Here is a 26,399-nt window from a genome sequence, read left to right as displayed (position 1 = left end):
CGCCGCCGCGCGCCACCCTTTTCCCTAACCGCCGATGGCGCGGTTCAGCAGCAGTTCGCACACCTCGGCCGACAGCAGGCTCTCGCCGCGGTGATCCAGCGTCAGATGGCACCAGGCGTCGGCTACCTGCGGGCTGGCGTGCTGCAGCAGCTGCGCGGCGCAGCACAGATCGAACAGCTGCTGGGTCAGCAGCCGCCCCATCTCCTCACTCGGTTGCCGGGCGCGCTGCTGCCACTGCCGCCAGGCATGATCGAACAACCGATTCTGGCCGCGCACCGGCTGCAGTTCGAACTGCAGCATCTCGAGCGCGCCCGGCAGTTTGTGCAGGCTGCGCAATACGTCCAGACACATGATGTTGCCGGAACCTTCCCAGATGCTGTTGACCGGCATCTCGCGATACAGGCGCGGCAGCTCGCTCTCTTCGCAGTAGCCGATGCCGCCCAGCACCTCCATCGCCTCGGCGATGAACGGCATGCCCTGGCGGCAGATGCTGTATTTGGCCGCCGGGGTCAGCAGGCGGCTGTAGATCAGCTCGCCCTCATTGCTGCGGCTCTCCCAGGCGCGGGCCAGCCGGAACAGCAACGCGGTATGCCCTTCCAGCCGCAGCGCCATGCGCGCCAGAACCTGACGCATCAGCGGCTGTTCGATCAAGAGCTTGCCGAACGCCTGCCGCTGCAGCGCATGATACAGCGCCACCGACAACCCGCGGCGCATCAGGCCGTGGCTGCCGAGCGAGCAGTCGAAACGGGTCAGGCCGCCCATCTTCAGGATATGCCGCACGCCGTCGCCCTCCTCCCCCAGCAGCCAGGCGGTGGCGTCCTGAAATTCCACTTCGCTGCTGGCGTTGGAACGGTTGCCCAGCTTGTCTTTCAACCGCTCCAGGCGAATGGCGTTGCGGCTGCCGTCCGGCAAAATGCGCGGCAGGAAGAAGCAGGACAACCCGCCTTCGGCCTGCGCCAACACCAGGTGCGCATCGCTCTGCGGCACCGAGAAGAACCACTTGTGCCCCACCAGCCGGTAGGCTTCACCCGGCCCGCGCGCGCCGAGCGGCGCGGCGGTGGTGGTATTGCTCAGCACATCGGAGCCGCCCTGTTTCTCCGTCATGCCCATGCCGATCAGCAGGCCGCGCTTTTGCCCGCCGGGCAGCAGGTGAGCGTCATAACGATCCGACAGCAGCGGCGTCAGCCAGGAGCGAAACTCGGCCGGTAACGCCTGCAGCAACAGCGGCGTAGCGCCGAAGGTCATGGTCACCGGGCACAGCGTGCCGGCCTCGACCTGCGCATGCAGCATAAAGCGCGCGGCGCGCGCCACGAAGGAACCGATGCGCGCATCCTCCTGCCAGGGCAGGTTGTGCACCCGGTTGGCGATCAGCCCCTGCATCAGGATATGCCAGGCGGGGTGAAAGCGAACGTCGTCCAGCCGCTGGCCAGTGGCGTCGTAGCGCAGCAGCTCCGGCGGGTTGGCATTGGCCAGGCGCCCCAGCTCCAGCGACTCCTGGGTGCCGAGCTGCTGGCCCAGCGAGGCCAATACCTCGGCGTCCCAGCCGCCCTGCTCGCGCTGCAACGCTTCGCGCAGCGGCGTATCGGAGAGAAACAGGTTGCTGTTGCCCAGCGGCTTGGGTTGGTTAAAAACGGTGTGCGTAGTCCAGACCATGAGAGTGCTCCCTGAGAAAAGCGTCAGGAGTAAGTATGGTCGGCGCAGAGATTTCTGCCGCAGGCGGGATCACAAGAGGGGGAATTAACGGGAGCACTAAGCCCCCGTCAGAAGAATCAGCCGCGCTGGCGCACCGCTTCGAACAGGCAGATGCCGGTGGCGACCGACACGTTCAGCGAAGAGACGGTGCCGGCCATCGGGATGCTGATCAGTTCGTCGCAGTGTTCGCGGGTCAGACGACGCATGCCTTCGCCTTCCGCGCCCATCACCAACGCCATCGGGCCGGTCATTTTGCTCTGATACAGCGTATGGTCGGCTTCGCCGGCGGTGCCCACCACCCAGACGTTCATTTCCTGCAGCAGACGCAGCGTGCGCGCCAGGTTGGTCACGCGGATCAGCGGCACGTTTTCGGCGGCGCCGCAGGCCACTTTCTTGGCGGTGGCGTTCAGCTGGGCGGAACGGTCGCGCGGCACGATCACCGCGTGCACGCCGGCAGCGTCGGCGCTGCGCAGGCAGGCGCCGAGGTTGTGCGGGTCGGTCACGCCGTCCAGCACCAGCAGGAACGGTGTCTCCACGCTTTCCAGCAGGCCCGGCAGATCGTTCTCCTGATACTGACGCCCCTCGCGCACCCGGGCGATGATCCCCTGGTGCACCGCGCCTTCAACCTTGTCATCCAGCCATTGGCGGTTCGCCACCTGGATCACGATGCCGGTCGCTTCCAGCTCGGCGATCAGCGGTTGCAGGCGGCGATCTTCGCGGCCTTTCAGGATAAACACTTCCAGGAAGCGTTGCGGATCGCGCTCTAACAGGGCTTTGACGGCGTGGATGCCGTAAATAATTTCGCTCATGATGCTCTTTTAAATTCGTGCGGCCGGCGATAACCGGCCGATGATAACGATGTGCGGCAGGTTAAGCCTGCTCGGCACCTTTCTTCTTGGCTGCGCGTTTGGCTTTGGTCGCCGCCGCGATTTTCCGCGTTTTGTCGGACGCTTTCTTGGCTTTCTTTTTCGCCTTCTTCACGTTGTCCGCGGGCTTGGCGTCATCCTGCTTGCGGAAGGCGCTGTCCGGCTCGAAGTTGGCCGGCGGTTTGCCGCCGCGGCGCTTGCCGCGCCCCGCGTTGCCGTTGTCGCGCAGCGTGCGCTGGCCGCCCTTCTTGGCGCGATCGCGCTCGGTTTTACCTTCACCGCGCGCTTTGCGGGTGCTGGACACCAGCGCGAAGTCAATCTTGCGCTCATCCATATGCACCGCGTCCACGCGGATCTCCACCGTATCCCCCAGGCGATAGACGGTGCCGGAAGATTCGCCGATCAGGCGCTGACCGATATTATCGTAGCGATAGTAATCATTATCCAGCGTTGATACGTGCACCAGCCCGTCGATGAACAGATCGTTCAGGCGCACGAAGAAACCGAAGCCGGTCACGCTGGAGATGATGCCGCTGAACACTTCACCGACGTGATCCTGCATGAAATCGCACTTCAGCCAGTCGGCGACGTTGCGCGTCGCTTCGTCCGCGCGGCGCTCGGTCATCGAGCAGTGTTCGCCCAACTGCAGCATCTCTTCGAATTCGCTGTGCCAGCCGCCGGTCGGCGTCCAGCGCTCTTTCGGCTCGCCGTGTTCTTTGGCCAACTGATATTTGATCGCGCGGTGCAGCGCCAGATCCGGATAACGGCGGATCGGCGAGGTGAAGTGGCCGTAAGACGCCAGCGCCAGGCCGAAGTGGCCGCGGTTTTCCGGATCGTAAATCGCCTGCTTCATCGAGCGCAGCAACATGGTTTGCAGCATTTCGTGGTCAGGGCGCTCGGACACTTCATCCATCAGCACCGCATAGTCCTTCGGCTGCGGCTTGTTGCCGCCGCCCAGCGTCAGCCCCAGCTCACTCAGCACGCTGCGCAGCGCGGAGATGTGGTCGTCGCTCGGACGATCGTGCACGCGGTACAGCGCCGGCTCGTTGCGTTTCTCGACGAAGCGCGCGGCCGCCACGTTGGCCATGATCATGCACTCTTCGATCAGCTTGTGGGCGTCGTTGCGCACCGTCGGCTCCACGCGCTCGATGCGACGCTCGGCGTTGAAAATGAACTTGGCTTCTTCGGTTTCAAACGCGATGCCGCCGCGCTCGGCGCGCGCCTTATCCAGCACCTTGTACATCACGTGCAGCTCTTCCAGGTGCTTGACCAGCGGATGGTAGTGCTCGCGCAGCTCCTGATCGCCCTGCAGAATGTGCCACACCTTGTTGTAGGTCAGGCGGGCGTGCGAGCTCATCACCGCCTCGTAAAACTTGGCCGTGGACAGGCGCCCCTGGGCGGAGATGGTCATCTCGCACACCATGCACAGGCGATCGACCTGCGGGTTCAGGGAGCACAGCCCGTTGGACAACACTTCCGGCAGCATCGGGATCACCTGCGACGGGAAGTACACCGAGTTGCCGCGGCTGCGCGCTTCGTCGTCCAGCGCGGTGCGCGGGCGCACGTAGTAACTGACGTCGGCGATCGCCACCCACAGGCGCCAGCCGCCGCCGCGTTTCTTCTCACAGTACACGGCGTCATCGAAGTCGCGTGCGTCTTCACCGTCGATGGTCACCAACGGCAGCTTGCGCAGATCGACGCGGCCCTTCTTGGCCGCTTCCGGCACCTGCTCGCTGAGATCGGCCACCTGTTTTTCCACCTGCGGCGGCCAGGTATGCGGGATCTCATGGGTGCGCAGCGCGATGTCCACCGCCATGCTGGTGCCCATCTTGTCGCCGAGGATCTCGACGATCTTGCCGACCGCCTTGGTGCGGCGGGTCGGGCGCTGAGTCAGCTCCACCACCACCATAAAGCCCATGCGCGCGCCGCTGACGCTGTCCGCCGGGATCAGAATATCGAAGCTCAGACGGCTGTCGTCCGGCACCACGAAGCCGGTACCGGCGTCCATGAAGAAGCGGCCGACAATCTGGCTGGTTTTCGGCACCAGCACGCGCACGATGCGCGCTTCGCGGCGCCCTTTGCGATCCGCGCCCAGCGCCTGCGCCAGCACCACGTCACCGTGGATCGCCATTTTCATCTGTTCGGCAGACAGGTACAGATCGTCTTTGCTGCCTTCAACGCGCAGGAAGCCGTAGCCGTCGCGGTGGCCGATCACCGTGCCGCGCAGCAGATCCAGACGTTCCGGCAGCGCGTAGCACTGGCGGCGGGTAAACACTAACTGGCCATCGCGCTCCATGGCGCGCAGGCGGCGACGCAGCGCTTCCAGCTGCTCTTCACCGCTGAGGCCCAGTTCGTTGCCCAGTTCTTCGCGGCTGGCCGGCGTTTCTCTTTTCGCCAAATGGGCCAGGATATATTCACGACTGGGGATAGGGGATTCGTATTTTTCTGCTTCTCGTTCCAGGAATGGATCTTGTGACATTGCGGTTCCTCCGTTGTCATCAGCAGGATGACGTTGAGCCTTGTCTTCTCAACGTCGTTTTATTCGACAAGCAATAGCTTGTAGAGCGGCGGATTGTCTTCAACCATGTCGGCCAACGTATGCTTATCCAGCTCTTCAAGGAAATTCTGTACGCCCTGGTGGAGCACCTGCTTCAATCGGCAGGCAGGGGTGATGTGGCAAAAATCACTGCTGCAGTTAACCAGCGCGAGCGGCTCCAGCGCCCGTACCACGTCGCCGAGGCGAATGCTCTCGGCCGGTTTGCCCAAGCGAATGCCGCCATGCTTGCCGCGCACCGCCGTGACAAAACCTACCCGGCTCAACTGATTGATGATCTTCACCATATGGTTGCGAGACACGCCGTAAACCTCGGTCACTTCCGAGATGCTGGTCATCTTGTCCTGCGGCAACGAGGCCATGTAGATCAACGCCCGCAGGCCATAATCAGTAAAACTTGTTAACTGCACATCTTACCTCTGGGTATCGTTTTACCCGTCTGATACGCCGCTTTTCGGCGCTATTCAAAAGATTACTCATTGGATAATAAACCAGCCGGAGAGTTCGTCGCTAATTATTTAGCGAATCCCGCACCCTAAGGCGGGTTTATGAAAGGATTTTTTGACGTGAAACCGCAATCGGAGGGAGTCAGGATAAAAACAAACCGGGACGCGCCCGGTTTGTTTAATGCCGCAAAGCCTGATTATGCGTCGAACGGGTCGCGCAGAATCATGGTTTCGCTGCGATCCGGGCCGGTAGAGATGATATCTACCGGTACGCCGGTCACTTCTTCGATGCGCTTGATGTAGTTCAGCGCAGCCTGAGGCAGCTTGCTGTGCTCTTTCACGCCAAAGGTGGTTTCGCTCCAGCCCGGCATGGTTTCGTAGATAGGCTCAATGCCTTCCCAGCCTTCAGCCGCCAGCGGAGTGGTGTCCACTTCACGGCCGTCCGGCATGCGGTAACCCACGCAGATCTTCACTTCTTTCAGGCCGTCCAGGACGTCCAGTTTGGTCAGGCAGAAGCCGGACAGGGAGTTGATCTGCACCGCGCGACGTACCGCTACCGCGTCCAGCCAGCCGGTACGACGGCGACGGCCGGTGGTGGCGCCGAACTCGTTACCCTGCTTGCACAGGTACTCGCCGGTTTCATCGAACAGTTCGGTTGGGAACGGGCCTGCACCCACGCGCGTGGAGTAGGCTTTCACGATGCCCAGCACGTAGTCCACATAACGCGGGCCGATGCCGGAACCGGTAGCCACGCCGCCGGCGGTGGTGTTGGAAGAGGTAACGTACGGGTAAGTACCGTGGTCGATATCCAGCAGGGTGCCCTGAGCGCCTTCGAACATGATCAGGTCGCCACGCTTGCGCGCGCCGTCCAGCAGTTCGGAAACGTCAACCACCATGGCGGTCAGGATGTCGGCGATAGACAGCACGTAGTCCAGCGTCGCCTGATAATCGACGGCTTCAACTTTGTAGTAGTTGACCAGCTGGAAGTTGTGGTAATCGACGATTTCTTTCAGCTTAGCGGCGAAGGTTTCTTTGTTGAACAGATCGCTGACGCGCAGACCGCGACGAGCGACTTTATCTTCGTAAGCCGGGCCGATGCCGCGACCGGTGGTGCCGATCGCTTTTGCGCCGCGCGCTTTCTCACGCGCGTTATCCAACGCAACGTGGTAAGGCAGGATCAACGGGCAAGCTTCAGAGAGTAACAGACGTTCGCGTACCGGGATGCCACGCGCTTCGAGTTCACCCATTTCTTTCATCAACGCGTCCGGCGCCAGAACAACACCGTTGCCGATGATGCTGGTGACGTTTTCACGCAGAATACCTGAAGGAATTAAATGAAGAACGGTTTTTTCACCGTTGATTACCAGAGTGTGGCCAGCGTTATGGCCACCTTGGTAGCGCACAACATATTGAGCCCGTTCAGTCAGCAGGTCTACAACCTTGCCTTTACCTTCGTCACCCCATTGGGTGCCCAGTACGACGACGTTCTTACCCATTTTTCAAAATCACCGATTGCTTAAAAATGGATTCTACCACCGTAATTTTCGATTTTCAGCACTTTTAGCATACGATTGCATAAATTTTGGGCTAGACTTTAAAGACCCGTGCGGCCGCTCAACATGTAGTAGATCACGCAGCCCGCAACCACTATTCCACCGCCAAATCGCCGCAGCGTCGCGTCCGGCAACTGCGACATCGCCACAATCATTTTGCGCCAGGCCTGCGGAAACAGCATCGGCCCCAATCCTTCCAACACCAGAACCAGCCCGAGCGCCAGCCAAATCGTTGAGTTCATGCATCCCCCAAAAACGAGAAAGGGCCCGCGAAAACGGGCCCTCGATCAGATTGCCTGCCGCGCTTACTTGCGCAGGGTATCAGGCGACTTCATGTAGCGGAAGAAATCGCTGTCCGGGCTCAGTACCAGCACGTCCTGGTTGTCCTTGAAGCTGGCTTCATAGGCACGCAGGCTGCGGATAAAGGCATAGAAGTCCGGATCCTGGCTGAACGCGTTGGCGAACAGCTTGGCCGCTTCGGCATCGCCTTCACCGCGGGTGATACGCGCCTGACGCTCGGCTTCCGCCAAGGTGCGGGTCACCTCGTAGTCCGCGCTGGCGCGCAGCTTCTCGGCTTCTTCCTGGCCCTGCGAGCGCAGACGACGGGCTACCGCTTCACGCTCGGCGCGCATACGCTGGTAGATGGCGTCGGACACTTCGGCCGGCAGGTTGATCTGCTTGATACGCACGTCGATCACTTCGATGCCCAGCGCCGCCATGCTGTTCGGGTTAACCTGCGGCTGTTTGCCGGTGGTTTCCCGCTCAACGCGCGCCGCCGCAGAGGCGATAGCGTCATCGGCTTCGGTGGTCGCCACTTCTTCGCCATCACCCACGGTGCCGGTGTTCAGCGCGTCACGCACGTCGGACATCAGCTTGCCGCGCGAGTCGGTCACGATGTCTTTCACGTCCAGGCGGCCGATTTCGGAACGCAGACGGTCGCTGAACTTGCGTTTCAGCAGCACTTCGGCCTGGGAGACGTCACCGCCGCCGGTCGCCAGGTAGTAACGGCTGAAGTCGCTGATGCGCCACTTCAGATAGGAGTCGACGATCAGGTCTTTCTTCTCGCTGGTCACGAAACGATCGGCCTGGTTGTCCATGGTCTGGATGCGCGCATCCAGGTTCTTCACGGTCTCAATGAACGGGATCTTGAGGTGCAGACCCGGCGCATACACCAGCGGCTTGTTTTCGCCGTCGCGCAGAACCTTGCCGAAGCGCAGTACGATGCCGCGCTGGCCTTCCTGCACCACGAACAGCGAAGCGTACAGCACCACCAGCACCGCGAGGACAATAACTACAAAAGACTTACGCATTGATTACTCTCTCCCTACGCGAGTGGTGTCGTCACGCTGCGCATTCGCCCGGCGCTGATCCATAATCGAACCGCCGCTGGTGCGCGGGGCGCTGCTGTTGGCAGCCGGCGCAGGATTCGGATTGAGGCGAATCAGGCTGGTATCCTTGTTGCCGCTCTCCGGCGCCGCGCCTTGGCCGCGCAGCATCTGATCCAGCGGCAGCACCATCAGGTTGTTGCCTTTGTCGCTCACCAACACCTTACGGGTATGGCCCAGCACTTTTTCCATGGTTTCGATATACAGACGCTCGCGGGTGATCTGCGGTGCGGACTTGTATTCCGGCAACAGCTTGGCAAAGCGCGCCACCTCACCCTGAGCTTCCAGGACGGTACGGTCCTTATAAGCCTTGGAGTCTTCCAGCAGACGCTGCGCCTGGCCGTTCGCACGCGGCTGAACTTCGTTGGCGTAAGCTTCCGCTTCACGGATGTATTGCTGCTCGTTTTCACGCGCGGCGATCGCATCGTCGAAGGATGCCTTCACCTCTTCCGGCGGACGCGCCGCCTGGAAGTTGACGTCCAGCAACGTGATGCCCATGTTGTAAGGACGAATGGTCTCTTCCAGCATGCGCTGCGTATCGTTACGCACCACGGTACGGCCTTCGGTCAGGATGCGGTCCATCGAGTATTTGCCGATCACGCCGCGCAGGGCGCTGTCGGTCGCCTGGCTCAGGCTGTCGTCGGCATTGACGACGCTGAACAGGTACGCTTCCGGGTTGGTTACGCGGTACTGCACGTTCATTTCCACGCGCACCACGTTTTCATCGGAGGTCAGCATCACGCCGGACGCCGCCAGCTCGCGCACGGACTCCACGTTCACCGGACGCACGTCGTCGATGAAGGTCGGCTTCCAGTTCAGGCCCGGCTGCACCAGGTGGCTGAACTTGCCGAAACGCGTCACGACGCCGCGCTCGGCTTCCTTGATGGTATAGAAGCCGCTGGCGGCCCAAATCACCACCACGGCCACCGCCGCGATACCGATAATGCGGCCGCTGAAGCCCGGACCAGAGGTGCCGGTGCCGCCGCTATTGCTGTTGGAGCCTTTGCCCCCGCCGAAACCGCTCAATTTCTTGCTCAGTTTGCGGAAGATATCGTCCAAATCAGGTGGCCCTTGATCACGACCGCCTTTGTTGTTACCGCCAGAGTTGCCGCCATTGTTATTGCTGCTCCCCCACGGGTCGCGGTCCTGTCCGTTATTACCGGGCTGATTCCACGCCATGTTTTAGCTCCATATTCTGTGATTGGGTACTTCAGGCTTTCGCGAAGCATAAATGTAACAGGATATGATCATACGATAAAGTCAATCAGGTCCTGTTCTTGCTTGCAGAGACGACGCCATTCGACGATCGGCATTCGCACCACCACGCCAATGCTGCCGTCCTCCTCGTTCCACTCTTTTTCAATCGCCTGAAGCTGGTAAAAACGGCTGCGAAGACGGCCTGCCCGTGGCGGTAAGCGCAATTCGTAATGCGCGATCTCCCCCGATAAGCGCTCCGTCAACGCCTGATACAGCAACGGAATACCCTCTCCGCTGGCGGCGGACAGCCACACCCGGATCGGCAGGTTTTCGTCGTTGCGGTCGATACGCGGCACAAAATCGTCCAGCATATCTATTTTGTTCATCACTAACAGTGTAGGGATTTCATCCGAGTCTATCTCCGCCAGCACGGTGTTCACCGCTTCGATGTTCTCATCGACGCGCGGATCTGCGGCATCGATGACGTGCAGCAGCAGAGATGCCTGGCGCGTTTCCTGCAGCGTCGCCTTGAAGGCGGCCACCAGATCGTGCGGCAGGTGCCGGATAAAGCCTACGGTATCCGCCAACACGGTATCCCCCACGTCCGGCACGTCAATGCGCCGCAACGTAGGATCCAGGGTGGCAAATAGCTGGTCCGCCGCATACACCTCGGCAGACGTTATTCGGTTAAACAGGGTGGATTTGCCGGCGTTGGTGTAGCCAACCAGCGATACGGTCGGCACATCGGCGCGGGTCCGCGCGCGTCGGCCTTGTTCACGCTGCTTTTCTACCCGCTCCAGGCGGCGCAGAATCAAGCTGATGCGATCGCGCAACAGGCGACGGTCGGTCTCAAGCTGGGTTTCCCCCGGCCCGCGCAGGCCAATCCCCCCTTTTTGCCGCTCCAGGTGCGTCCAGCCGCGTACCAGACGCGTGGCGATGTGACGCAACTGCGCCAGCTCCACCTGCAGCTTACCTTCATGGGTGCGGGCACGCTGGGCGAAGATGTCTAAAATCAGCCCGGTGCGATCGATCACCCGGCATTCGCACAGGCGCTCGAGGTTTCTTTCCTGCGCCGGGGAAAGGGAATGATCAAACAGGACAACAGACGCGCCGCTGGCTTTCACCGCATCTGCAATTTCTTCGGCCTTTCCTTCGCCGACAAAGTACTTCGGATGCGGGGCTTTGCGGCTACCGGTCACCACTTGCAAAGCTTCGACACCGGCTGAGGAAACCAACGATTCGAACTCGTTGAGGTCTTCCGTATCTTTGTCTTGCGAGAAATAGATATGAACCAGTACGGCCTGCTCACCGGCTTCATAACGGTCAAACAAGCGTGCAACCTCTCAAACGGACACTCACCGTGAGTTTGGGGGACATAAACAGCCCGCGGCTGCTTATGCTCCCCGTCATGGTTGACTTGCAACGCGCTTTATTCAGCGTCATCGCTTTCCTGCTGCGGCTGTTGCTGCGCAGACGGATTGTTGCCATGGTGATAGTTGCTTGAACCGCCGCTCGGGTTGTTGCTGTGATGCGAGACCGGGCGAGACGGGACAACGGTAGAGATAGCGTGCTTGTACACCATCTGGCTAACCGTGTTCTTCAACAGGATGACAAACTGGTCAAAAGACTCAATCTGGCCTTGCAGCTTAATACCATTCACCAAATAAATAGAAACCGGAACACGTTCACGACGCAATGCGTTCAGGAACGGATCTTGCAAAGATTGCCCCTTAGCCATTCTATCTTTTCCTTATTTGCTTGTTGTTTGTAACTAAGAACCTGTCGGCTCTAAAATAAACGACGTAAAAAATTTGCGCGCTGAATACTCAGCAATTGTACACAATCACCCAACCTATGCACTAACAACCTGTGTCACCGAGTCCAAAGCCTCTCCCGGCTTTTCACTGTCCAACCAATGGACCGACTCCCAACCCCGTAACCAGGTCATCTGGCGTTTAGCCAACTGACGTGTTGCGCAAATACCACGATAAACCATCTCATCGTAACTAATTTCACCAGACAAGTATGACCACATCTGGCGGTAACCGACACAGCGAATGGAGGGCAAGTCCGTATGCAAATCACCCCGTGCGAAAAGTGCACGCGCTTCCGTCTCAAAACCCGCCGCCAACATTTGATGGTACCGCAGCTCGATGCGTTGATGGATCAACTCACGGCTGGTCGGCGCTATCGCAAATTGGTGAACTTGATACGGCAACGATTCACCCGAAATTTTAGTCAGTTCCGTTAAAGTTTTACCCGAAATAAAAAAAACTTCCAGTGCTCTGGACAGTCTCTGCGGATCATTCGGATGAATTCTCAATGCCGCGACCGGATCGATCGCCTGCAACTGCCGATGCAACGCCTCCCAGCCCTGCTCCGCCGCTTGCCATTCGATGCGCTCGCGCACCGCGGGATCGGCGGACGGCAGCGGCGACAATCCTTCCAGCAACGCCTTGAAATACAACATGGTGCCGCCGACCAGCAGCGGAATGCGCCCGGCGGCGGTGATGTCGGCCATCTCCTTCAGCGCGTCGGCGCGAAACTCCGCGGCCGAGTAGGCTTCGGCGGGATCGCGGATATCGATCAGCCGATGCGGCGCCTGCGCCAATTCTTCGGCGCTCGGCTTGGCGGTGCCGATATCCATGCCGCGGTAAATCAGCGCGGAATCGACGCTGATCAGTTCCACCGGCAGGCGTTCGCGCAGCGCGATCGCCAGCGCGGTCTTGCCCGAGGCGGTCGGCCCCATGATGAAAATAGCCGGGGGACGTGGTGTCATTTCAGTGTCAGTCATGCTTGAGGGCCGCCAGTGCGGCCTGTAAATCAACGGGTTGTAAAAGTCCGCTCGGTGGCGATTTGACCAGCTGCGGGCAAAGTCGTTCAACGTCGGTCAACAATTGTATCGCTTGCGAGGTGTTCCACTGTTCATGTTCGCTGCCAAGACGGCGAGCGAGCCAGGTGGCCAGCACCGCGGGCGACATCTCCTGATGTTCGGCCAGATAGCCTAACAGTTCGGGTATCAGTTTTTGTAAATTTTGTTGGCGTAATGGTAAAGGCACTGCGCGCAGCGTCACACGGCCGTGATCCGTCTGCAGATCCAGCCCCATCGCCACGAGCAGCGCCTGATGCCGTGCAATGGCCGCCGCTTCTCGCTTCTCCAACGTCAGCTTAATCGGGATCAGCAGCGGCTGCGGCCGCAGCCCTTCCGCCGGCGGGTTGAGTTGCGCCTGGCGCAGCCAGCGTTCGGCTACCGCCAGATTGAGCAACGCCGGCTGCTGGCGCTGCTCAATCAGCGCGTAGCACGGCGGATGGATCATCAACACCCGGCCAAAACTGTGTTGGCCGCTCGCCAACGGCGTTTCCGCTGCGGCTTTCGCCGACGGGAACAGCGGCGGCTTGCTCGAAACTTCCGGCGCGGCATCGGCCTGCGGCTCGGCGGCGGGCTGCATCAGTTTACCGTACAGCTCGCCTTCGCGTTTCTGGTAACCGCCCGCCGTTTGCCAACCCGGCTGCGGCGCCCGCTCGCGGGCGGTGCCGGCCGGTGGCGGCGTTTCGCGACGCGGCGCAGGCTGAGAAAAATGGTTGCCGCCGGCGGCGACGCGGTTCTCCGGCTGCCAGACCGGCGCGGGCGCTTCGTCAGGCGTTTCCGCCAGCGGCAGCGGCGGCGTCTGACCGGTCTGCTGCAGCACGGTGGTTACCGCCTGGTAGATAAAATCGTGCACCAGCCGCGCCTGATGGAAACGCACCTCGTGCTTGGCGGGATGAACGTTGACGTCCACCTGATGCGGATCGACCTCCAGATACAGCACGTAAGCGGGCTGCTGATCGTCCTTCAGCTGATCCTGATAGGCCTGACGAATAGCGTGATTGATCAAGCGATCGCGCATCATGCGGCAGTTGACGTAGCAATACTGCATTTCACCCAGCTGGCGCGCCCCGGCCGGATCCGCCACCCAACCGCGGATGCTCAAATCGCCGTGCTGCCAGTCGATGTTCAGCGCATGCTGCAAAAACGCCGGGCCGCAGATGCTGCCCAAACGGCGTTCGTGCTGGCTCTCTTCTTTCGCCGCCCGGTATTGGCGGATCAGTTTGCCGTTGTGGCTGAGGTTGATCGCCACATCGAAACGCGCCAGCGCAATGCGCCGCACCACTTCATCGATATGGCCGAATTCGGTTTTTTCGGTGCGCATGAACTTGCGGCGCGCCGGCGTATTGTAAAACAGATCCAGCACTTCCAGCGTGCTCCCGACCGGGTGCGCGGCGGGTTTGACGGTCACCGCCTGCTCGCGCCCTTCGGCATAGGCTTGCCACGCCTCGCTTTGCTCGGCGGTGCGCGACGTCAGGGTCAAACGGGAAACCGAGCTGATACTGGCCAGCGCTTCGCCGCGGAAACCGAGGCTGACGATAGCCTCCAGATCGTCGAGCGTGCTGATTTTACTGGTGGCGTGCCGCGCCAGCGCCAACGCCAGATCGTCCTTGCCGATGCCGCAGCCGTTGTCGCGAATGCGGATCAGCTTGGCACCGCCGCGTTCAATATCGATATCGATGCGCGTTGCGCCGGCGTCCAGGCTGTTTTCCACCAGCTCCTTGACGACCGACGCGGGGCGTTCAACCACCTCTCCGGCGGCGATCTGGTTGGCAAGCTGCGGCGGTAACACCTGGATAGGCATGCTGGCTCCTGTAGCGATGGCGCTAGGCCTGCGGAATGGTCAGCGTCCGATCCAGCGGCGCGACGTCCGACTTCAGATTATTGACCCGTTTCAGATCGCCGACGCTGACCCCGTAGCGAGAAGCGATGGAGGAGAGCGTATCCCCGCGGGCCACTTTATGTTTAGACGTTTTCTTCGCCGGCGTTTTCGCCTTGGCGACGGTGGTGGTGACGGCGGCGGCTTTCCCCGCCGGCACCTTCAGGCGTTGCCCTACCCACACGCCGTCTTTTTTCAGTTTGTTCAGATCACGCAGCGCCGCCATGGTGGTGCCGTAGCTGTCGGCGATGCCGGACAGCGTTTCCGCACGCTTCACCACGTGGATCCGGGTCTTGCCGCTTACGCTGCGGCTCGCGCCGGCCGAGCTGACGATAGGCTCAGGCTGGCGCACGTCTGGTGTTGAGGTGTTAACCGCCGCTGCGACGTCCAGCGGTCGGTTTTCCACCTTTGGGTCGGCTTGCAGCGGATGCGCCAGGAAGTAGCTGCGCAGGCCGTTATGAATGGCCCTGGCAATCTTCTCCTGATACGCGCTACTGCCCAGCAGCCGCTCCTCCGTGCTATTGCTGATAAATCCGGTTTCCACCAGCAGCGAGGGAATATCCGGCGAACGCAGCACGCCCAGGCTGGCGTGTTCCGGCCGGCGTTTATGCAACGATCCGACGCTCTGCAGTTGCTGCAGCACCTTCACCGCCACGTCGTATCCCACGCGCTGCGAGTGGCCGAACTGCAGATCCAGCACTGCCTGGCTCAGGTAAGGGTCAGCCTGGCTGTTGGCCAGCAGATCGCCGGCGCCGCCGAGCAGCTCGGACTGTTTCTCATGCTGTTCGAGCCAGCCGGCCATTTCGCTGTTGGCGCGGCGATTGGACAGCACCCAGACGGAAGCCCCGCTGGCGCTGCGGTTTGGCGCGGCGTCGGCGTGGATGGAGACCAGCACGTTGGCGCCCTGTTTACGCGCCACGTCGGAGCGCCCCATCACCGAGATGAAATAGTCGCCGGTACGGGTCAGCACCGGTTTGAACTGCGGATCGGCGTCCAGCATCGCCTGCAGGCGGCGCGCGATGGCGATGGTGACATTCTTTTCTTTCAGCCCGCTCGGGCCAATGGCGCCCGGATCCTGGCCGCCGTGGCCGGCGTCGATCGCTACCACCACCCGATCGCCGGAACCGGCGGAAACGCGGCTGCTGCGCGGCGTGACCTCTGTGGCGGTGCCTGCGACCACGGTCTGTTTATTGGTGAAGGGATTCGATCCTGTCGGCGCTTTGCGCAGCGGCGGCTCCGGCGCTTCACGCACCGCGACCGGCGCCTGCCGCGGTGGCTGGCTGACCGTGACCGGCGCCTGACGCGGCGGTGGATTGACCGCAACCGGCGCAGGCGTTTGCACCGGCGCTTTACGCACCACGGTATTGGCGCCGCCTTCGGCCGTAATGGTGAACACCACGGTATGCACGCCGCCGTTCTGGCGGGTGGCGACGCGGGTTTTGGCGCGCTGGGTCAGATCAAACACCAGGCGCACGCTCTGCGCGTCTTTCGGCGCGCTGGAACGAATGCTTTTCACTAGGTTTTGCCCGCTGAAATTGAGCGGAAGACCGCCGACCTTGCCCTTCTGGTTAACGTCCAGCACCACGCGTTCCGGGCCGTGCAGCGGGAAAAACGCATAGTCCGGCGGGCCATTGAAGCTCACCGACACCGTCGCTTCGCGTTGGGCGTTGGACACTTTGATATCGGACAGCGAGGACGCCGCCAGCGCGTTCAACGTGCCGAGCGGCCCCAGCACGGCGATCAGCATGATGACCGCAAATTTTTTCAACACGTGCGTCATTGCAGCATCATCCCTGTGATCCATGAATGCGGTCTAACAGCTGGCTGCCGTATGCGGAAATCGCCTCGATCTTCGCCTCTCGCCCCTCGCCCTGATAGCTAAGATGCAGCGCCAGATCCGGCTCCGGCAGCACGCCGGTGCCCTGCTGCGGCCATTCGACCAGGCAGATGGCGTCTTGCGCGAAGTAATCGCGAATGCCCATGAATTCAAGCTCTTCCGGATCGGCCAGGCGATACAGATCGAAGTGATACACCGCCAGCGGCTGCAAGGCATAGGGTTCCACCAGCGTGTAGGTCGGGCTTTTGACGTTGCCCTGATGCCCTAACGCCTGCAGGAAACCACGGCTGAAGGTGGTTTTACCGGCGCCCAGGTCGCCGTAGAGATAGATGACGCTGGCGCGATCGCATGCCTGGGCCAAAGTGGTGCCCAAAGCGACAGTCGCTGCCTCGTCCGGCAGAGGTAAAACGAGTTCTTTCATTCGATAAAGTCTATTTTGCCCACTCAGGGTTAACGAAATGAAGGATGTCCGGCAGTAAATCGGTCGCCAACATGCCTCTTGTTCCTTGTCTTTCCGCTACGCGATCGCCGGCCGCGCCGTGTACGACGCAGCCCGCACAGGCGGCATCATACAGCGAGAGCTTTTGCGCCAGCAAACCGCCGATGATGCCCGACAGCACATCGCCCATGCCGCCGGAGGCCATGCCGGCGTTGCCGACGTCGGCGATCGCCATCTGCCCCTGCTCATCGGCGATCAGCGTACCGGCGCCTTTCAGCACCGCCACGCCACCGTAACGCGCCGTCAGCTTGCGCACGGCAAGTAAGCGATCACTCTCGATGTCGGCAGTGCTGCAGCTCAACAGCCGCGCCGCCTCTCCAGGATGCGGAGTCATCACGCGATTCTGCCGTTTCTCGGGATTTAATGCCAGCAAGTTCAGCGCATCGGCGTCCCACAAGGCCGGTTTATCGCTGGTTTGCAGCACGTTCAAGGCGTTTTTGCCCCACTCAGCCTGGCCCAGACCCGGGCCAATCACCAGCACATCCGCCCATTGCATCGCCTGTCGCAGCGTCGCCTCGTCCAGCGCCTGCGCCATCAGCTCCGGCCGGGCCGCCAACAGCGGCGCGACATGCTCCATGTGAGTAAGCACTCGCACCAACCCAGCCCCACTGCGCAGCGCCGCTTCCGCCGCCATGCGAATGGCGCCGCCGAACCCGCGATCGCCGCCCACCAACAGCAGGCGGCCATGCTCGCCCTTATGGGCGCAGGGACGGCGCGGATGCAGCCAACGCGGCAACACCTCGGCGGTAAGCCGCTGAATCTGCTCCGGTTGCTTCGCCAACCAACCCGATAAGCCTAGCGCATTCTGATGAAGTTGCCCGACCCAGTCGCGCGCCTGGCCGGTCAGCAACCCCGGTTTGAGGCCGATGAACGTGACGGTGTGCGCGGCACGCACGACCGCGCCCGGCGCCGCGCCGCTCTGCGCCAGCAGGCCGGACGGGATGTCGAGCGCCACCACCGGTGCCGAATGGCGGTTGGCGGCCTCGATCAGCGCGTCGTAGGGCGCACGCGGCGCGCTGCCCAGGCCGGTACCTAACAGGCCGTCGATGATGAGAGAAACAGACGCCGGCCAGCGGCTGCTCGCAGGCAGAATGTCGCCGCCTGCGGCTTGCCAGGCCTCGCGGGCCGCTGCGGCTTCCGGTGGCAAAGGCCGTGCGCCGTCGCAGGCGATCAGCGTCACCTGCACGCCCGCCGCCTTCGCCAGGCGCGCCACCACATAGCCGTCGCCGCCGTTGTTGCCGTGGCCGCACAGCACCAGCCAGTGGTCGCGGGAGGGGTACGCGTTGCGCGCCAGCGCGTAGGCCGCCTGACCGGCGCGCTGCATCAAATCGTAAAGAGAAATACCGAGCGAGGCCGCCGCTGCGGGTTCCGAGCGACGGATCCAATCCGCAGGCCAGACGGAGTGTGATAAACTGTCAGCGTATGCTTTTTCACTGTGGCCCGTCATGACGCACCCCCTCGATCTCCATCAACTCGCCCAACATATCAAGCAATGGGGGCAATCGCTAGGATTCCAGCAGGTTGGCATCTGCGATACCGATTTGAGCCTTGAAGAGCCGAAGCTGCAGGCCTGGCTCGACAAACAGTACCACGGCGAAATGGAATGGATGGCGCGCCACGGCATGCTGCGCGCACGCCCTCACGAACTGTTGCCGGGCACGCTGCGAGTGATCAGCGTACGCATGAACTACCTGCCGGCCAAGGCGGCGTTTGCCAGCACCTTGCAAAATCCGCAGCTGGGCTACGTCAGCCGCTATGCGCTGGGGCGCGACTATCACAAGCTGTTGCGCCAGCGCCTGAAAAAGTTGGGCGATCAGATCCAGGCCTACTGCGGCGAGTTGAATTTCCGCCCCTTTGTCGATTCTGCGCCGGTGATGGAACGCGCGCTGGCCGCCAAGGCGGGCATCGGCTGGGTTGGTAAACACTCACTAATTCTCAACCGTGAAGCCGGGTCGTGGTTTTTCCTCGGCGAATTGCTGATCGATCTGCCGCTGCCGGTAGACCAGCCGCAGGAAGAGCAGTGCGGCCGCTGCGTCGCCTGCATCACCACCTGCCCGACCGGCGCCATCGTCGCCCCCTATACCGTAGACGCCCGGCGCTGCATCTCCTACCTGACCATCGAGCTGGAAGGCGCGATCCCGGAGGAGTTCCGCCCGCTGCTCGGCAACCGCATCTACGGCTGCGACGACTGCCAGCTGATCTGCCCGTGGAACCGCTTTTCGCAGCTTACCGACGAAGACGATTTCAGCCCGCGCGCCGCGCTGCATGCGCCGCAGCTGATCGATCTGTTCAACTGGACGGAGGAAAAATTCCTGCGCATCACCGAAGGCTCGGCGATACGCCGCATCGGCCACCTGCGCTGGCTGCGCAATATCGCCGTGGCGCTGGGCAATGCGCCCTACGAGGACGGCATCGTGCTCGCACTGCGCACCCGTTTGGGCCAGAACGCCATGCTGGACGAACATATCCACTGGGCGCTGGCGCAACAGCTCGCCCGCCGCGAAGCGCAGGGCATCGAGGTGCAAACGGCGCAGAAAAAACGGCTGATACGGGCTGTGGAAAAAGGTTTGCCAAGGGATGCCTGACGGCGTGCGCCATTCGGACATAGCGCCGGAAGACTCACTCTGTGGATTTGTGCATAAAAATAAAAACACGTTGTCTTTCAACTGCAACAAAAAGAGCAAGTGATCGGCATAACGTTTTGGGATAAATAAATAAACCTATAAATCAAATAGATAAATATTTAATTTGTATGACGTTGATTTTTCAGGCAGGCGAGTTTATGTGCAGAGGCTGTGGATAACTCTGTTCACAACATTTTTACCAGGCGTGTAAAACGGGACAAAAACCCGCGCCGGATAAGGCGTTGGATTTGAGTTTGAAACGAAGAGAAAATTGGAGCGGGAAACGAGACTCGAACTCGCGACCCCGACCTTGGCAAGGTCGTGCTCTACCAACTGAGCTATTCCCGCATTGAGATGCTTTTGGCATCCGGCCACCAAACACTGGCGTGACCTTTGAATTTTTGGAGCGGGAAACGAGGCTCGAACTCGCGACCTCAACCTTGGCAAGGTTGCGCTCTACCAACTGAGCTATTCCCGCGTCGCATAGGTACTGCTTGATACTGCTTTATTTATTCATCATGCCGCATCGCGACATTGTTGAATTTGGAGCGGGAAACGAGACTCGAACTCGCGACCCCGACCTTGGCAAGGTCGTGCTCTACCAACTGAGCTATTCCCGCCCGGCGTATCGATGGTGGAACGTTACGAAATTCTTCATCGGTACGGGGTGCGCATTATACGAGAAATCCTTTTTGCCGCAAGCCCCTGAAAGCAAAAAAACGCGATTTTTGTTTGATTGCCGATTAAAGCGCCAGATTGGCGAATTAAGCGGCTAAAACCGGCGTTTTTTCCCCGCAGAGGCCCTCGCACCTTAGAGCTGGATGAAATGTTCGCGGTAATACGCCAGTTCGGCCACCGATTCACGAATGTCGTCCAGCGCCTGATGGGTGCCCTGCTTTTTAAAGCCGGCGAGAATTTCCGGCTTCCAGCGGCGCGCCAGCTCCTTCAGCGTGCTGACGTCCAGGTAGCGGTAATGGAAGTAGGCCTCCAGCTCCGGCATATAGCGGAACAGGAAACGGCGATCCTGGCCCACGCTGTTGCCGCAGATCGGCGATTTGCCGGCCGGCACCCACTGCTGCAGGAAGGCTATCGTTTCCAGCTCGGCGGCGCGATCGTCCTGGCGGCTGGCTTTCACCCGCTCCACCAGCCCGCTGCCGGTATGGGTGCGCACGTTCCACTCGTCCATCAGCGCCAGCTGTTCGTCGGACTGATGCACGGCGATCACCGGCCCTTCCGCCAGGATGTTCAGGTTGGCGTCGGTGACCAGCGTGGCGATCTCGATGATGCGGTCACGCTCGGGATCCAGCCCGGTCATCTCCAAATCGATCCAAATCAGGTTATTTTCGTTTCCTGTCATGATGTTTCCTGCCTAAAAGCCGAGAGAAAAACGCTGTGCGGACGAGACGGCGGACGCCGCCGGTGGCGACGCGCCGCAGCCGACGGCTAACAACGGTTATTTAATATAAAATAGCGTGTATCATAGTCTTTTTGGTCGCCCTGGGCGACATATACCCCGACGGGTTCAAGGCTGCGGCCGGGGAAGGCCCCAACCGCCGCCGTACGTGTAAAGGTATAAAATCGAGTCAAGTGAGGCGCAGTGAGTAAGAACAAACTGTCCAAAGGTCAGCAACGCCGCGTGCAGGCGAACCATCAGCGCCGTCTGAAGCGCGCTGATAACAAACCGGAACCGGATGATTCCCAACTGGGCGAGCCGCAGGAAGGCGTCGTCATCAGCCGTTTCGGCATGCACGCCGACGTTGAAGCGCCGGATGGCACTCAGCACCGCTGCAATATCCGCCGCACGCTGCGTTCGCTGGTGACCGGCGATCGCGTGGTGTGGCGCCCCGGCCTGGGCACCCATGAAGGGGTGAAGGGCATCGTGGAAGCGGTGCACGAACGCACCTCGGTGCTGACGCGCCCGGACTTCTACGACGGCGTGAAGCCGATCGCCGCCAATATCAATCAGATCGTCATCGTGTCGGCGATCCTGCCCGAGCTGTCGCTGAACATCATCGACCGCTATCTGGTGGCCTGCGAAACGCTCGAAGTCGAGCCGCTGATCGTACTCAACAAAATCGACCTGCTGGACGCCGAAGCGCGCAAGCTGGTCGACGGCATGATGGATATCTATCGCAAGATTGGCTACCGGGTGCTGGAAGTCTCCAGCCAGACGCGGGAAGGCATGGCGGAGTTCGAACAGTCGCTGGCCGGGCGCATCAGCATCTTCGCCGGCCAGTCCGGCGTCGGCAAATCCAGCCTGCTGAATGCGCTGCTGCCGCCGTCCGAAGAGCAAATTCTGGTAAATCAGGTTTCCGACGTATCGGGCCTCGGGCAACATACCACCACCGCCGCACGGCTGTACCATTTCCAGCACGGCGGCGACGTGATCGACTCCCCGGGGGTGCGCGAGTTTGGCTTGTGGCACCTGGAGCCGGAACAAATCACCCGCGGATTTGTCGAATTCCGTGATTATTTAGGCGGTTGCAAATTCCGCGACTGCCGCCACGATACCGATCCCGGCTGCGCTATCCGCGCGGCGATGGAGAAAGGCGATATCGCGGAAGAGCGTTTCGACAACTATCACCGCATTCTGGAAAGCATGGCGCAGGTGAAGGTTCGTAAGAACTTCACGGACGCCGCAGACTGACACTGACGGGCGGGCATTGACGGCGGCGAGGCCCTCGTTACAATGCGCGCCCTTTACCCTGATTCACGAGGTTAACGTGCTGGATAGCATCAAGATTAAATTGCAATATTGGCTACCGAAGCTGGCGCTGACCCGCCTGGCGGGCTGGGGCGCCGACAAACGGGCCGGCTGGCTGACCCAACTGGTGATCAAGGCCTTCGCCCGCTTCTACCGCGTGGACATGCAGGAAGCGCAAAATCCGGACCTGGCGTCTTACGCCACCTTCAACGACTTCTTCGTGCGCCCGCTGCGCGATGGCGCACGCCCAATCATCGCCGACGCCAACTGGCTGGCGCTGCCCGCCGATGGCGCCATCAGCCAGCTCGGCCCGATCCGCGACGATCAAATCTTCCAGGCCAAAGGCCATCACTACAGCCTGGAAGCGCTGCTGGCCGGTAACTACCTGCTGGCCGAACCGTTCCGCAACGGCCTGTTCGCCACCACCTATCTGGCGCCGCGCGATTACCACCGCGTGCACATGCCATGCGCCGGCGTGCTGCGCGAAATGATCTATGTGCCGGGCGATCTGTTCTCGGTCAACCCGCTCACCGCCGCCAACGTGCCTAACCTGTTCGCGCGCAACGAGCGCGTGATCTGCGTGTTCGACACCGACATCGGGCCGATGGTGCAAATTCTGGTCGGCGCCACCATCGTCGGCAGCATCGAAACCGTTTGGGCCGGCACCGTCACGCCGCCGCGCGAAGGCATCATCAAACGCTGGACCTACCCGGCCGCCGGTGAAGAGGGCGCCATCGCGCTGGAAAAAGGCGCAGAGATGGGCCGCTTCAAGCTTGGCTCCACGGTGATCAATCTGTTTACCGCAGGCAGCGTGCAGCTCGCGCCGCAGTTGCAAAACGGCACCGTCACCCGCATGGGTGAGGCGTTCGCCGAAATCCCGGCCGCCGCTGAAACACCACAGACCCCGCTCTAAAGGAATCGACGCCGTGCGCCTGATCATCACGCTTTTGCTCGGTTGCCTGCTGTGGCAACCGGCGCTGGCCGCCCCCCTGCCGACCGAGACCCAGCTCAAGCAAGAGCTGAAGCAGGCGGAAAGCAGCAAAAACGCGCCGAATCAGGCGGAGACCACCGAGGCGCTGCAAAGCGCCCTCAACTGGCTGGCGGAGCGTAAAGAGTCGCAGACTCGCTCCGAGCAGTATCAGAGGGTGATCGACGATTTCCCGAAGATGACGCAGGAACTGCGCCGCCAGCTGGTGCTGGAAAGCAACAAGATCCTGCCGAACGGCGACGATCTGCCGGCCGCCGAGTTGGAACAGCAGATCCTGCAAACCAGCAGTCTGCTGCTGGAACAGGCGCGCCTGCTGCAGCAAGAGCAGGATCGCACGCGGGAAATCAGCGATTCGCTCGGCCAGCTGCCGCAGCAGCAGACCGACGCCCGCCGTGCGCTGACGGAAGTGCAGCGCCGCCTGCAGGCGCAGCCCGCCAACCCGACCACGCCGTACGCGCAGGCCGCCCTGGCTCTGCTGCAGACCGAAGCCGCGGCGCGCAAGGCCAAAGTGGACGAGCTGGAACTGGCGCAGCTGTCGGCCAACAACCGGCAGGAGCTGGCGCGCATGCGCGCCGAAGTCTATAAAAAGCGCCACGAGAAAATAGACGTTCAACTGCAGGCGCTGCGCAACAACCTCAACGCCCAGCGCCAACGCGAAGCGGAACAGGCGCTGGAAAAAACCGAGCAGCTGGCCGAGCAGAACGGCGATTTGCCAAAAAGCATCAGCCAACAGCTGCAGATCAACCGCGAACTGTCCGCCGCGCTGAACAGCCAGGCGCAGCGCATGGATCTGATTTCATCGCAGCAGCGGCAGGCGGCGGCGCAGACGCTGCAGGTGCGCCAGGCGCTGAGCACCATCATCGAGCAGGCCCAGTGGCTCGGTTCGTCGTCGGCGCTGGGGGAAACCCTGCGCGCCCAGGTGGCAACGCTGCCGGAAATGCCCAAGCCGCAACAGCTGGACGGCGACATGGCCCAGCTGCGCGTGCAGCGCCTGCAGTTTGAAACTCAGCTGGAAAAACTGTCGCAGCGCGAATTCAAGCGCGACGACGGCAGCGCGCTGACCAACCAGGAGCAGCGCATCGTCGATGCCCAGCTGCGCACCCAGCGCGAGCTGCTGAACTCGTTGTTGTCCGGTTGCGACACCCAAATCCTCGAGCTGACCAAGCTGAAGGTGGCCAACACCCAGTTGATCGAAGCGTTGAACGAAATTCGCGACGCCACCCACCGCTATCTGTTCTGGGTGCCGGACGTCAATCCGATCAACTTCTCTTATCCGCTCAACGTGGCGCACGATCTGACGCGCGTTCTGTCACTGGACACGCTGTCGCAGCTCGGCGGCGCCTTCATGATGATGGTGACCAGCCGCGAAACGCTGATCCCGATCTTCGGCGCCCTGCTGCTGGTGATTTTCAGCATCAGTTCGCGCAAGCACTACCACGCCTTCCTCGAGCGCGCCAGCAGCCGCGTCGGCAAGGTGACGCAGGACGAATTCTTCCTGACGGTACGCACCGTGTTCTGGTCGATTCTGGTGGCGATGCCGCTGCCGGTGCTGTGGGCCGCGCTCGGCTACGGCCTGCAGAGCGCCTGGAACTACCCGGTAGCGGAAGCGATCGGCAAAGGGGTGACCGCCACGCTGCCGATCCTGTGGATCTGCATGATCTGCGCCGCCTTCGCCCACCCGCAGGGGTTGTTCATCGTGCACTTCCGCTGGCCGGTGAAGCAGGTTTCGCGCGCCATGCGCTACTACAAGATGTCGATCTGGCTGATCGTGCCGCTGATCATGGCGCTGATCACCTTCGATAGCCTGAAAGAGCGCGAGTTCGCCAACACGCTGGGGCGGCTGTGCTTCATTCTGCTGTGTCTGGCGCTGGCGCTGGTCACCCACAGCCTCAAGCGCGCCGGCATCCCGCTGTATCTGGATAAAAACGGCTCCGGCGACAACATGCTCAACAGCGCCTTCTGGGGGCTGCTGCTGTCGGCGCCGCTGCTGGCGGCGCTGGCGTCGAGCGTCGGTTATCTCACCACCGCGCAGGCGCTGCTGGCGCGCCTGGAAACCTCGGTGGCGATCTGGTTCCTGCTGCTGGTCGTCTACCACATCATCCGCCGCTGGATGCTGATTCAACGGCGACGCATCGCCTTCGACCGCGCCAAACAGCGCCGCGCGGACATTCTGGCCCAGCGCGCCCGCGGCGAAGACGAAACCTCGCATACCCCGAACAGCACCGAAGGTTCGGTGGATATGGACTACTCAGAGATAGACCTGGATACCATCAGCGCCCAGTCGCTGCGGCTGGTGCGTTCGATCCTGACGCTGATCGCGCTGGTGTCGGTGATCGTTTTGTGGTCGGAGATCCACTCCGCCTTCAGCTTCCTGGAAAATATCTCGCTGTGGGACGTGACCTCGACGGTCAACGGCGTGGAAACCGCCCATCCGATCACCCTCGGCGCAGTGCTGATCGCCATTCTGGTATTGATCATCACCATGCAGTTGGTGCGCAACCTGCCGGCGCTGCTGGAACTGGCGGTGCTGCAGCACCTGGATCTGTCGCCGGGCACCGGTTACGCCATCACCACCATCACCAAATACCTGCTGTTGCTGTTCGGCGCCATTCTCAGCTTTTCCTGGATCGGCATCGAATGGTCGAAACTGCAGTGGGTGGTCACCGCGCTCAGCGTGGGTCTCGGCTTTGGCATGCAGGAGATTTTCTCCAACTTCATCTCCGGCCTGATCATCCTGTTCGAGAAGCCGATCCGCATCGGCGATACCGTAACGATCCGCAACCTGACCGGCACGATAACCAAGATCAATACCCGAGCGACCACCATCGCCGATTGGGACCGCAAAGAGATCATCGTGCCGAACAAGGCGTTCATCACCGAGCAGTTCGTCAACTGGTCGCTCTCGGACGCCATCACCCGCGTGGTGCTGACCGTGCCGGCCCCGGGCGAGGCCAATAGCGAAGAGGTGACCAAGATCCTGATGAACGCCGCCGAGCGCTGTTCGCTGGTGCTGGACAATCCGGTGCCGGAAGTCTACCTGGTCGATCTGCAACAGGGCATTCAGATCTTCGAGATGCGTATTTACGCCGCCGAGATGGGCCACCGCATGCCGCTGCGCCACGAGATCCACCAGCTGATCCTGGCGGGCTACCGCGAGCACGGCATCACGCTGCCGTACCCGCCGTTCCAGGTGCGCACCGAGACGCTGTCGCGGCTGACCAACAACGGCCGTACGCCGCCGTCCACGCCGGCGCCGAACACCAAGCGCGACGCCGGGGGGCTGTAAGCGGTTCTCGCGATAAAAAAAGG

General features: G+C 61.4%; 20 protein-coding genes and 3 tRNA genes. 4 read left to right on the top strand and 19 right to left on the bottom strand.

Annotated features, from left to right (window positions below; all coding sequences use genetic code 11):
- Nucleotides 1-24: 24 nt before the first annotated feature.
- From ACF8MC_RS23330 to nnr, 15 genes are all read right to left on the bottom strand, one after another.
- Nucleotides 25-1,653 carry an isovaleryl-CoA dehydrogenase gene (locus tag ACF8MC_RS23330; RefSeq protein WP_033654894.1) on the bottom strand — a complete coding sequence of 543 codons (1,629 nt, stop codon included), beginning with the start codon at nucleotides 1,651-1,653 and terminating at the stop codon, nucleotides 25-27.
- A gap of 116 nt (nucleotides 1,654-1,769) precedes the next feature.
- On the bottom strand, nucleotides 1,770-2,501 hold the full coding sequence (gene rlmB, locus ACF8MC_RS23325; RefSeq protein ID WP_004933653.1) for a 23S rRNA (guanosine(2251)-2'-O)-methyltransferase RlmB: 732 nt from the start codon (nucleotides 2,499-2,501) through the stop codon (nucleotides 1,770-1,772).
- Nucleotides 2,502-2,562: 61 nt separating this feature from the next.
- Complete coding sequence (gene rnr / locus ACF8MC_RS23320; RefSeq protein ID WP_060422749.1) at nucleotides 2,563-5,037, bottom strand: ribonuclease R; 2,475 nt, start codon at nucleotides 5,035-5,037, stop codon at nucleotides 2,563-2,565.
- Between the two features lie 59 nt (nucleotides 5,038-5,096).
- Nucleotides 5,097-5,522 (bottom strand): nitric oxide-sensing transcriptional repressor NsrR, encoded by a 426-nt coding sequence (gene nsrR / locus ACF8MC_RS23315; protein WP_033636784.1) that lies wholly within the window; start codon nucleotides 5,520-5,522, stop codon nucleotides 5,097-5,099.
- Between the two features lie 233 nt (nucleotides 5,523-5,755).
- Nucleotides 5,756-7,054, bottom strand: a complete 1,299-nt coding sequence (locus tag ACF8MC_RS23310; protein ID WP_033654892.1) for an adenylosuccinate synthase — start codon at nucleotides 7,052-7,054, stop codon at nucleotides 5,756-5,758.
- A 98-nt stretch (nucleotides 7,055-7,152) separates the two neighbouring features.
- Complete coding sequence (locus ACF8MC_RS23305) at nucleotides 7,153-7,353, bottom strand: DUF2065 domain-containing protein (protein ID WP_004933666.1); 201 nt, start codon at nucleotides 7,351-7,353, stop codon at nucleotides 7,153-7,155.
- A gap of 63 nt (nucleotides 7,354-7,416) precedes the next feature.
- The gene (hflC, locus tag ACF8MC_RS23300) at nucleotides 7,417-8,421 is read right to left on the bottom strand and encodes a protease modulator HflC (RefSeq protein ID WP_004933669.1); all 1,005 of its coding nucleotides are present in this window, start codon (nucleotides 8,419-8,421) and stop codon (nucleotides 7,417-7,419) included.
- Between the two features lie 3 nt (nucleotides 8,422-8,424).
- Nucleotides 8,425-9,675, bottom strand: coding sequence for an FtsH protease activity modulator HflK (gene hflK / locus ACF8MC_RS23295; protein WP_033636782.1), 1,251 nt, complete (start codon nucleotides 9,673-9,675; stop codon nucleotides 8,425-8,427).
- Between the two features lie 68 nt (nucleotides 9,676-9,743).
- Nucleotides 9,744-11,024, bottom strand: coding sequence for a ribosome rescue GTPase HflX (hflX, locus tag ACF8MC_RS23290; RefSeq protein WP_004933675.1), 1,281 nt, complete (start codon nucleotides 11,022-11,024; stop codon nucleotides 9,744-9,746).
- Between the two features lie 98 nt (nucleotides 11,025-11,122).
- The gene (gene hfq, locus ACF8MC_RS23285) at nucleotides 11,123-11,431 is read right to left on the bottom strand and encodes an RNA chaperone Hfq (RefSeq protein WP_004933678.1); all 309 of its coding nucleotides are present in this window, start codon (nucleotides 11,429-11,431) and stop codon (nucleotides 11,123-11,125) included.
- Nucleotides 11,432-11,545: 114 nt separating this feature from the next.
- The gene (gene miaA / locus ACF8MC_RS23280) at nucleotides 11,546-12,487 is read right to left on the bottom strand and encodes a tRNA (adenosine(37)-N6)-dimethylallyltransferase MiaA (protein WP_048321235.1); all 942 of its coding nucleotides are present in this window, start codon (nucleotides 12,485-12,487) and stop codon (nucleotides 11,546-11,548) included.
- Nucleotides 12,480-14,363 (bottom strand): DNA mismatch repair endonuclease MutL, encoded by a 1,884-nt coding sequence (mutL, locus tag ACF8MC_RS23275; protein WP_164105453.1) that lies wholly within the window; start codon nucleotides 14,361-14,363, stop codon nucleotides 12,480-12,482. The genes miaA and mutL overlap by 8 nt, the downstream gene beginning before the upstream one ends.
- Nucleotides 14,364-14,385: 22 nt before the next feature.
- Nucleotides 14,386-16,218 (bottom strand): N-acetylmuramoyl-L-alanine amidase AmiB, encoded by a 1,833-nt coding sequence (amiB, locus tag ACF8MC_RS23270; RefSeq protein ID WP_164105455.1) that lies wholly within the window; start codon nucleotides 16,216-16,218, stop codon nucleotides 14,386-14,388.
- Between the two features lie 7 nt (nucleotides 16,219-16,225).
- Nucleotides 16,226-16,696 carry a tRNA (adenosine(37)-N6)-threonylcarbamoyltransferase complex ATPase subunit type 1 TsaE gene (gene tsaE / locus ACF8MC_RS23265; protein ID WP_033648706.1) on the bottom strand — a complete coding sequence of 157 codons (471 nt, stop codon included), beginning with the start codon at nucleotides 16,694-16,696 and terminating at the stop codon, nucleotides 16,226-16,228.
- A gap of 10 nt (nucleotides 16,697-16,706) precedes the next feature.
- The gene (nnr, locus tag ACF8MC_RS23260; protein ID WP_164105457.1) at nucleotides 16,707-18,221 is read right to left on the bottom strand and encodes a bifunctional ADP-dependent NAD(P)H-hydrate dehydratase/NAD(P)H-hydrate epimerase; all 1,515 of its coding nucleotides are present in this window, start codon (nucleotides 18,219-18,221) and stop codon (nucleotides 16,707-16,709) included.
- On the opposite strand from nnr, the gene queG reads away from it, so the two are divergent.
- A complete protein-coding gene (gene queG / locus ACF8MC_RS23255) occupies nucleotides 18,220-19,359 on the top strand; it encodes a tRNA epoxyqueuosine(34) reductase QueG (protein ID WP_033648708.1) in 1,140 nt (379 codons plus the stop codon). The genes nnr and queG overlap by 2 nt on opposite strands.
- Before the next feature lie 311 nt (nucleotides 19,360-19,670).
- Here the strand turns inward: queG and ACF8MC_RS23250 are convergent.
- The 4 genes from ACF8MC_RS23250 to orn all read right to left on the bottom strand — a co-directional run bounded on the left by ACF8MC_RS23250 (nucleotide 19,671) and on the right by orn (nucleotide 20,755).
- Nucleotides 19,671-19,746, bottom strand: a tRNA-Gly gene (locus ACF8MC_RS23250).
- A gap of 54 nt (nucleotides 19,747-19,800) precedes the next feature.
- Nucleotides 19,801-19,876 (bottom strand) — tRNA-Gly (locus tag ACF8MC_RS23245).
- A 66-nt stretch (nucleotides 19,877-19,942) separates the two neighbouring features.
- Nucleotides 19,943-20,018: transfer RNA gene (locus tag ACF8MC_RS23240), tRNA-Gly, on the bottom strand.
- A gap of 191 nt (nucleotides 20,019-20,209) precedes the next feature.
- Nucleotides 20,210-20,755, bottom strand: coding sequence for an oligoribonuclease (gene orn, locus ACF8MC_RS23235; protein WP_033636776.1), 546 nt, complete (start codon nucleotides 20,753-20,755; stop codon nucleotides 20,210-20,212).
- A 240-nt stretch (nucleotides 20,756-20,995) separates the two neighbouring features.
- Here orn and rsgA point away from each other — a divergent pair, with 240 nt between their 5' ends.
- From rsgA to mscM, 3 genes are all read left to right on the top strand, one after another.
- A complete protein-coding gene (gene rsgA / locus ACF8MC_RS23230) occupies nucleotides 20,996-22,045 on the top strand; it encodes a small ribosomal subunit biogenesis GTPase RsgA (RefSeq protein WP_049194612.1) in 1,050 nt (349 codons plus the stop codon).
- A 76-nt stretch (nucleotides 22,046-22,121) separates the two neighbouring features.
- Nucleotides 22,122-23,015, top strand: a complete 894-nt coding sequence (asd, locus tag ACF8MC_RS23225; protein ID WP_033636775.1) for an archaetidylserine decarboxylase — start codon at nucleotides 22,122-22,124, stop codon at nucleotides 23,013-23,015.
- Nucleotides 23,016-23,028: 13 nt separating this feature from the next.
- The gene (gene mscM, locus ACF8MC_RS23220) at nucleotides 23,029-26,376 is read left to right on the top strand and encodes a miniconductance mechanosensitive channel MscM (RefSeq protein WP_164105459.1); all 3,348 of its coding nucleotides are present in this window, start codon (nucleotides 23,029-23,031) and stop codon (nucleotides 26,374-26,376) included.
- The last annotated feature ends 23 nt before the right edge of the window (nucleotides 26,377-26,399 follow it).

The sequence above is a fragment of the Serratia sp. LACPHL-BACT-2024-00286 genome (genome assembly GCF_043109535.1).
GTDB lineage: Bacteria > Pseudomonadota > Gammaproteobacteria > Enterobacterales > Enterobacteriaceae > Serratia > Serratia sarumanii.
The sequence above is the reverse complement of the archived record's forward strand: the minus strand, read 5'-3'. Positions and strand labels throughout refer to the sequence as shown.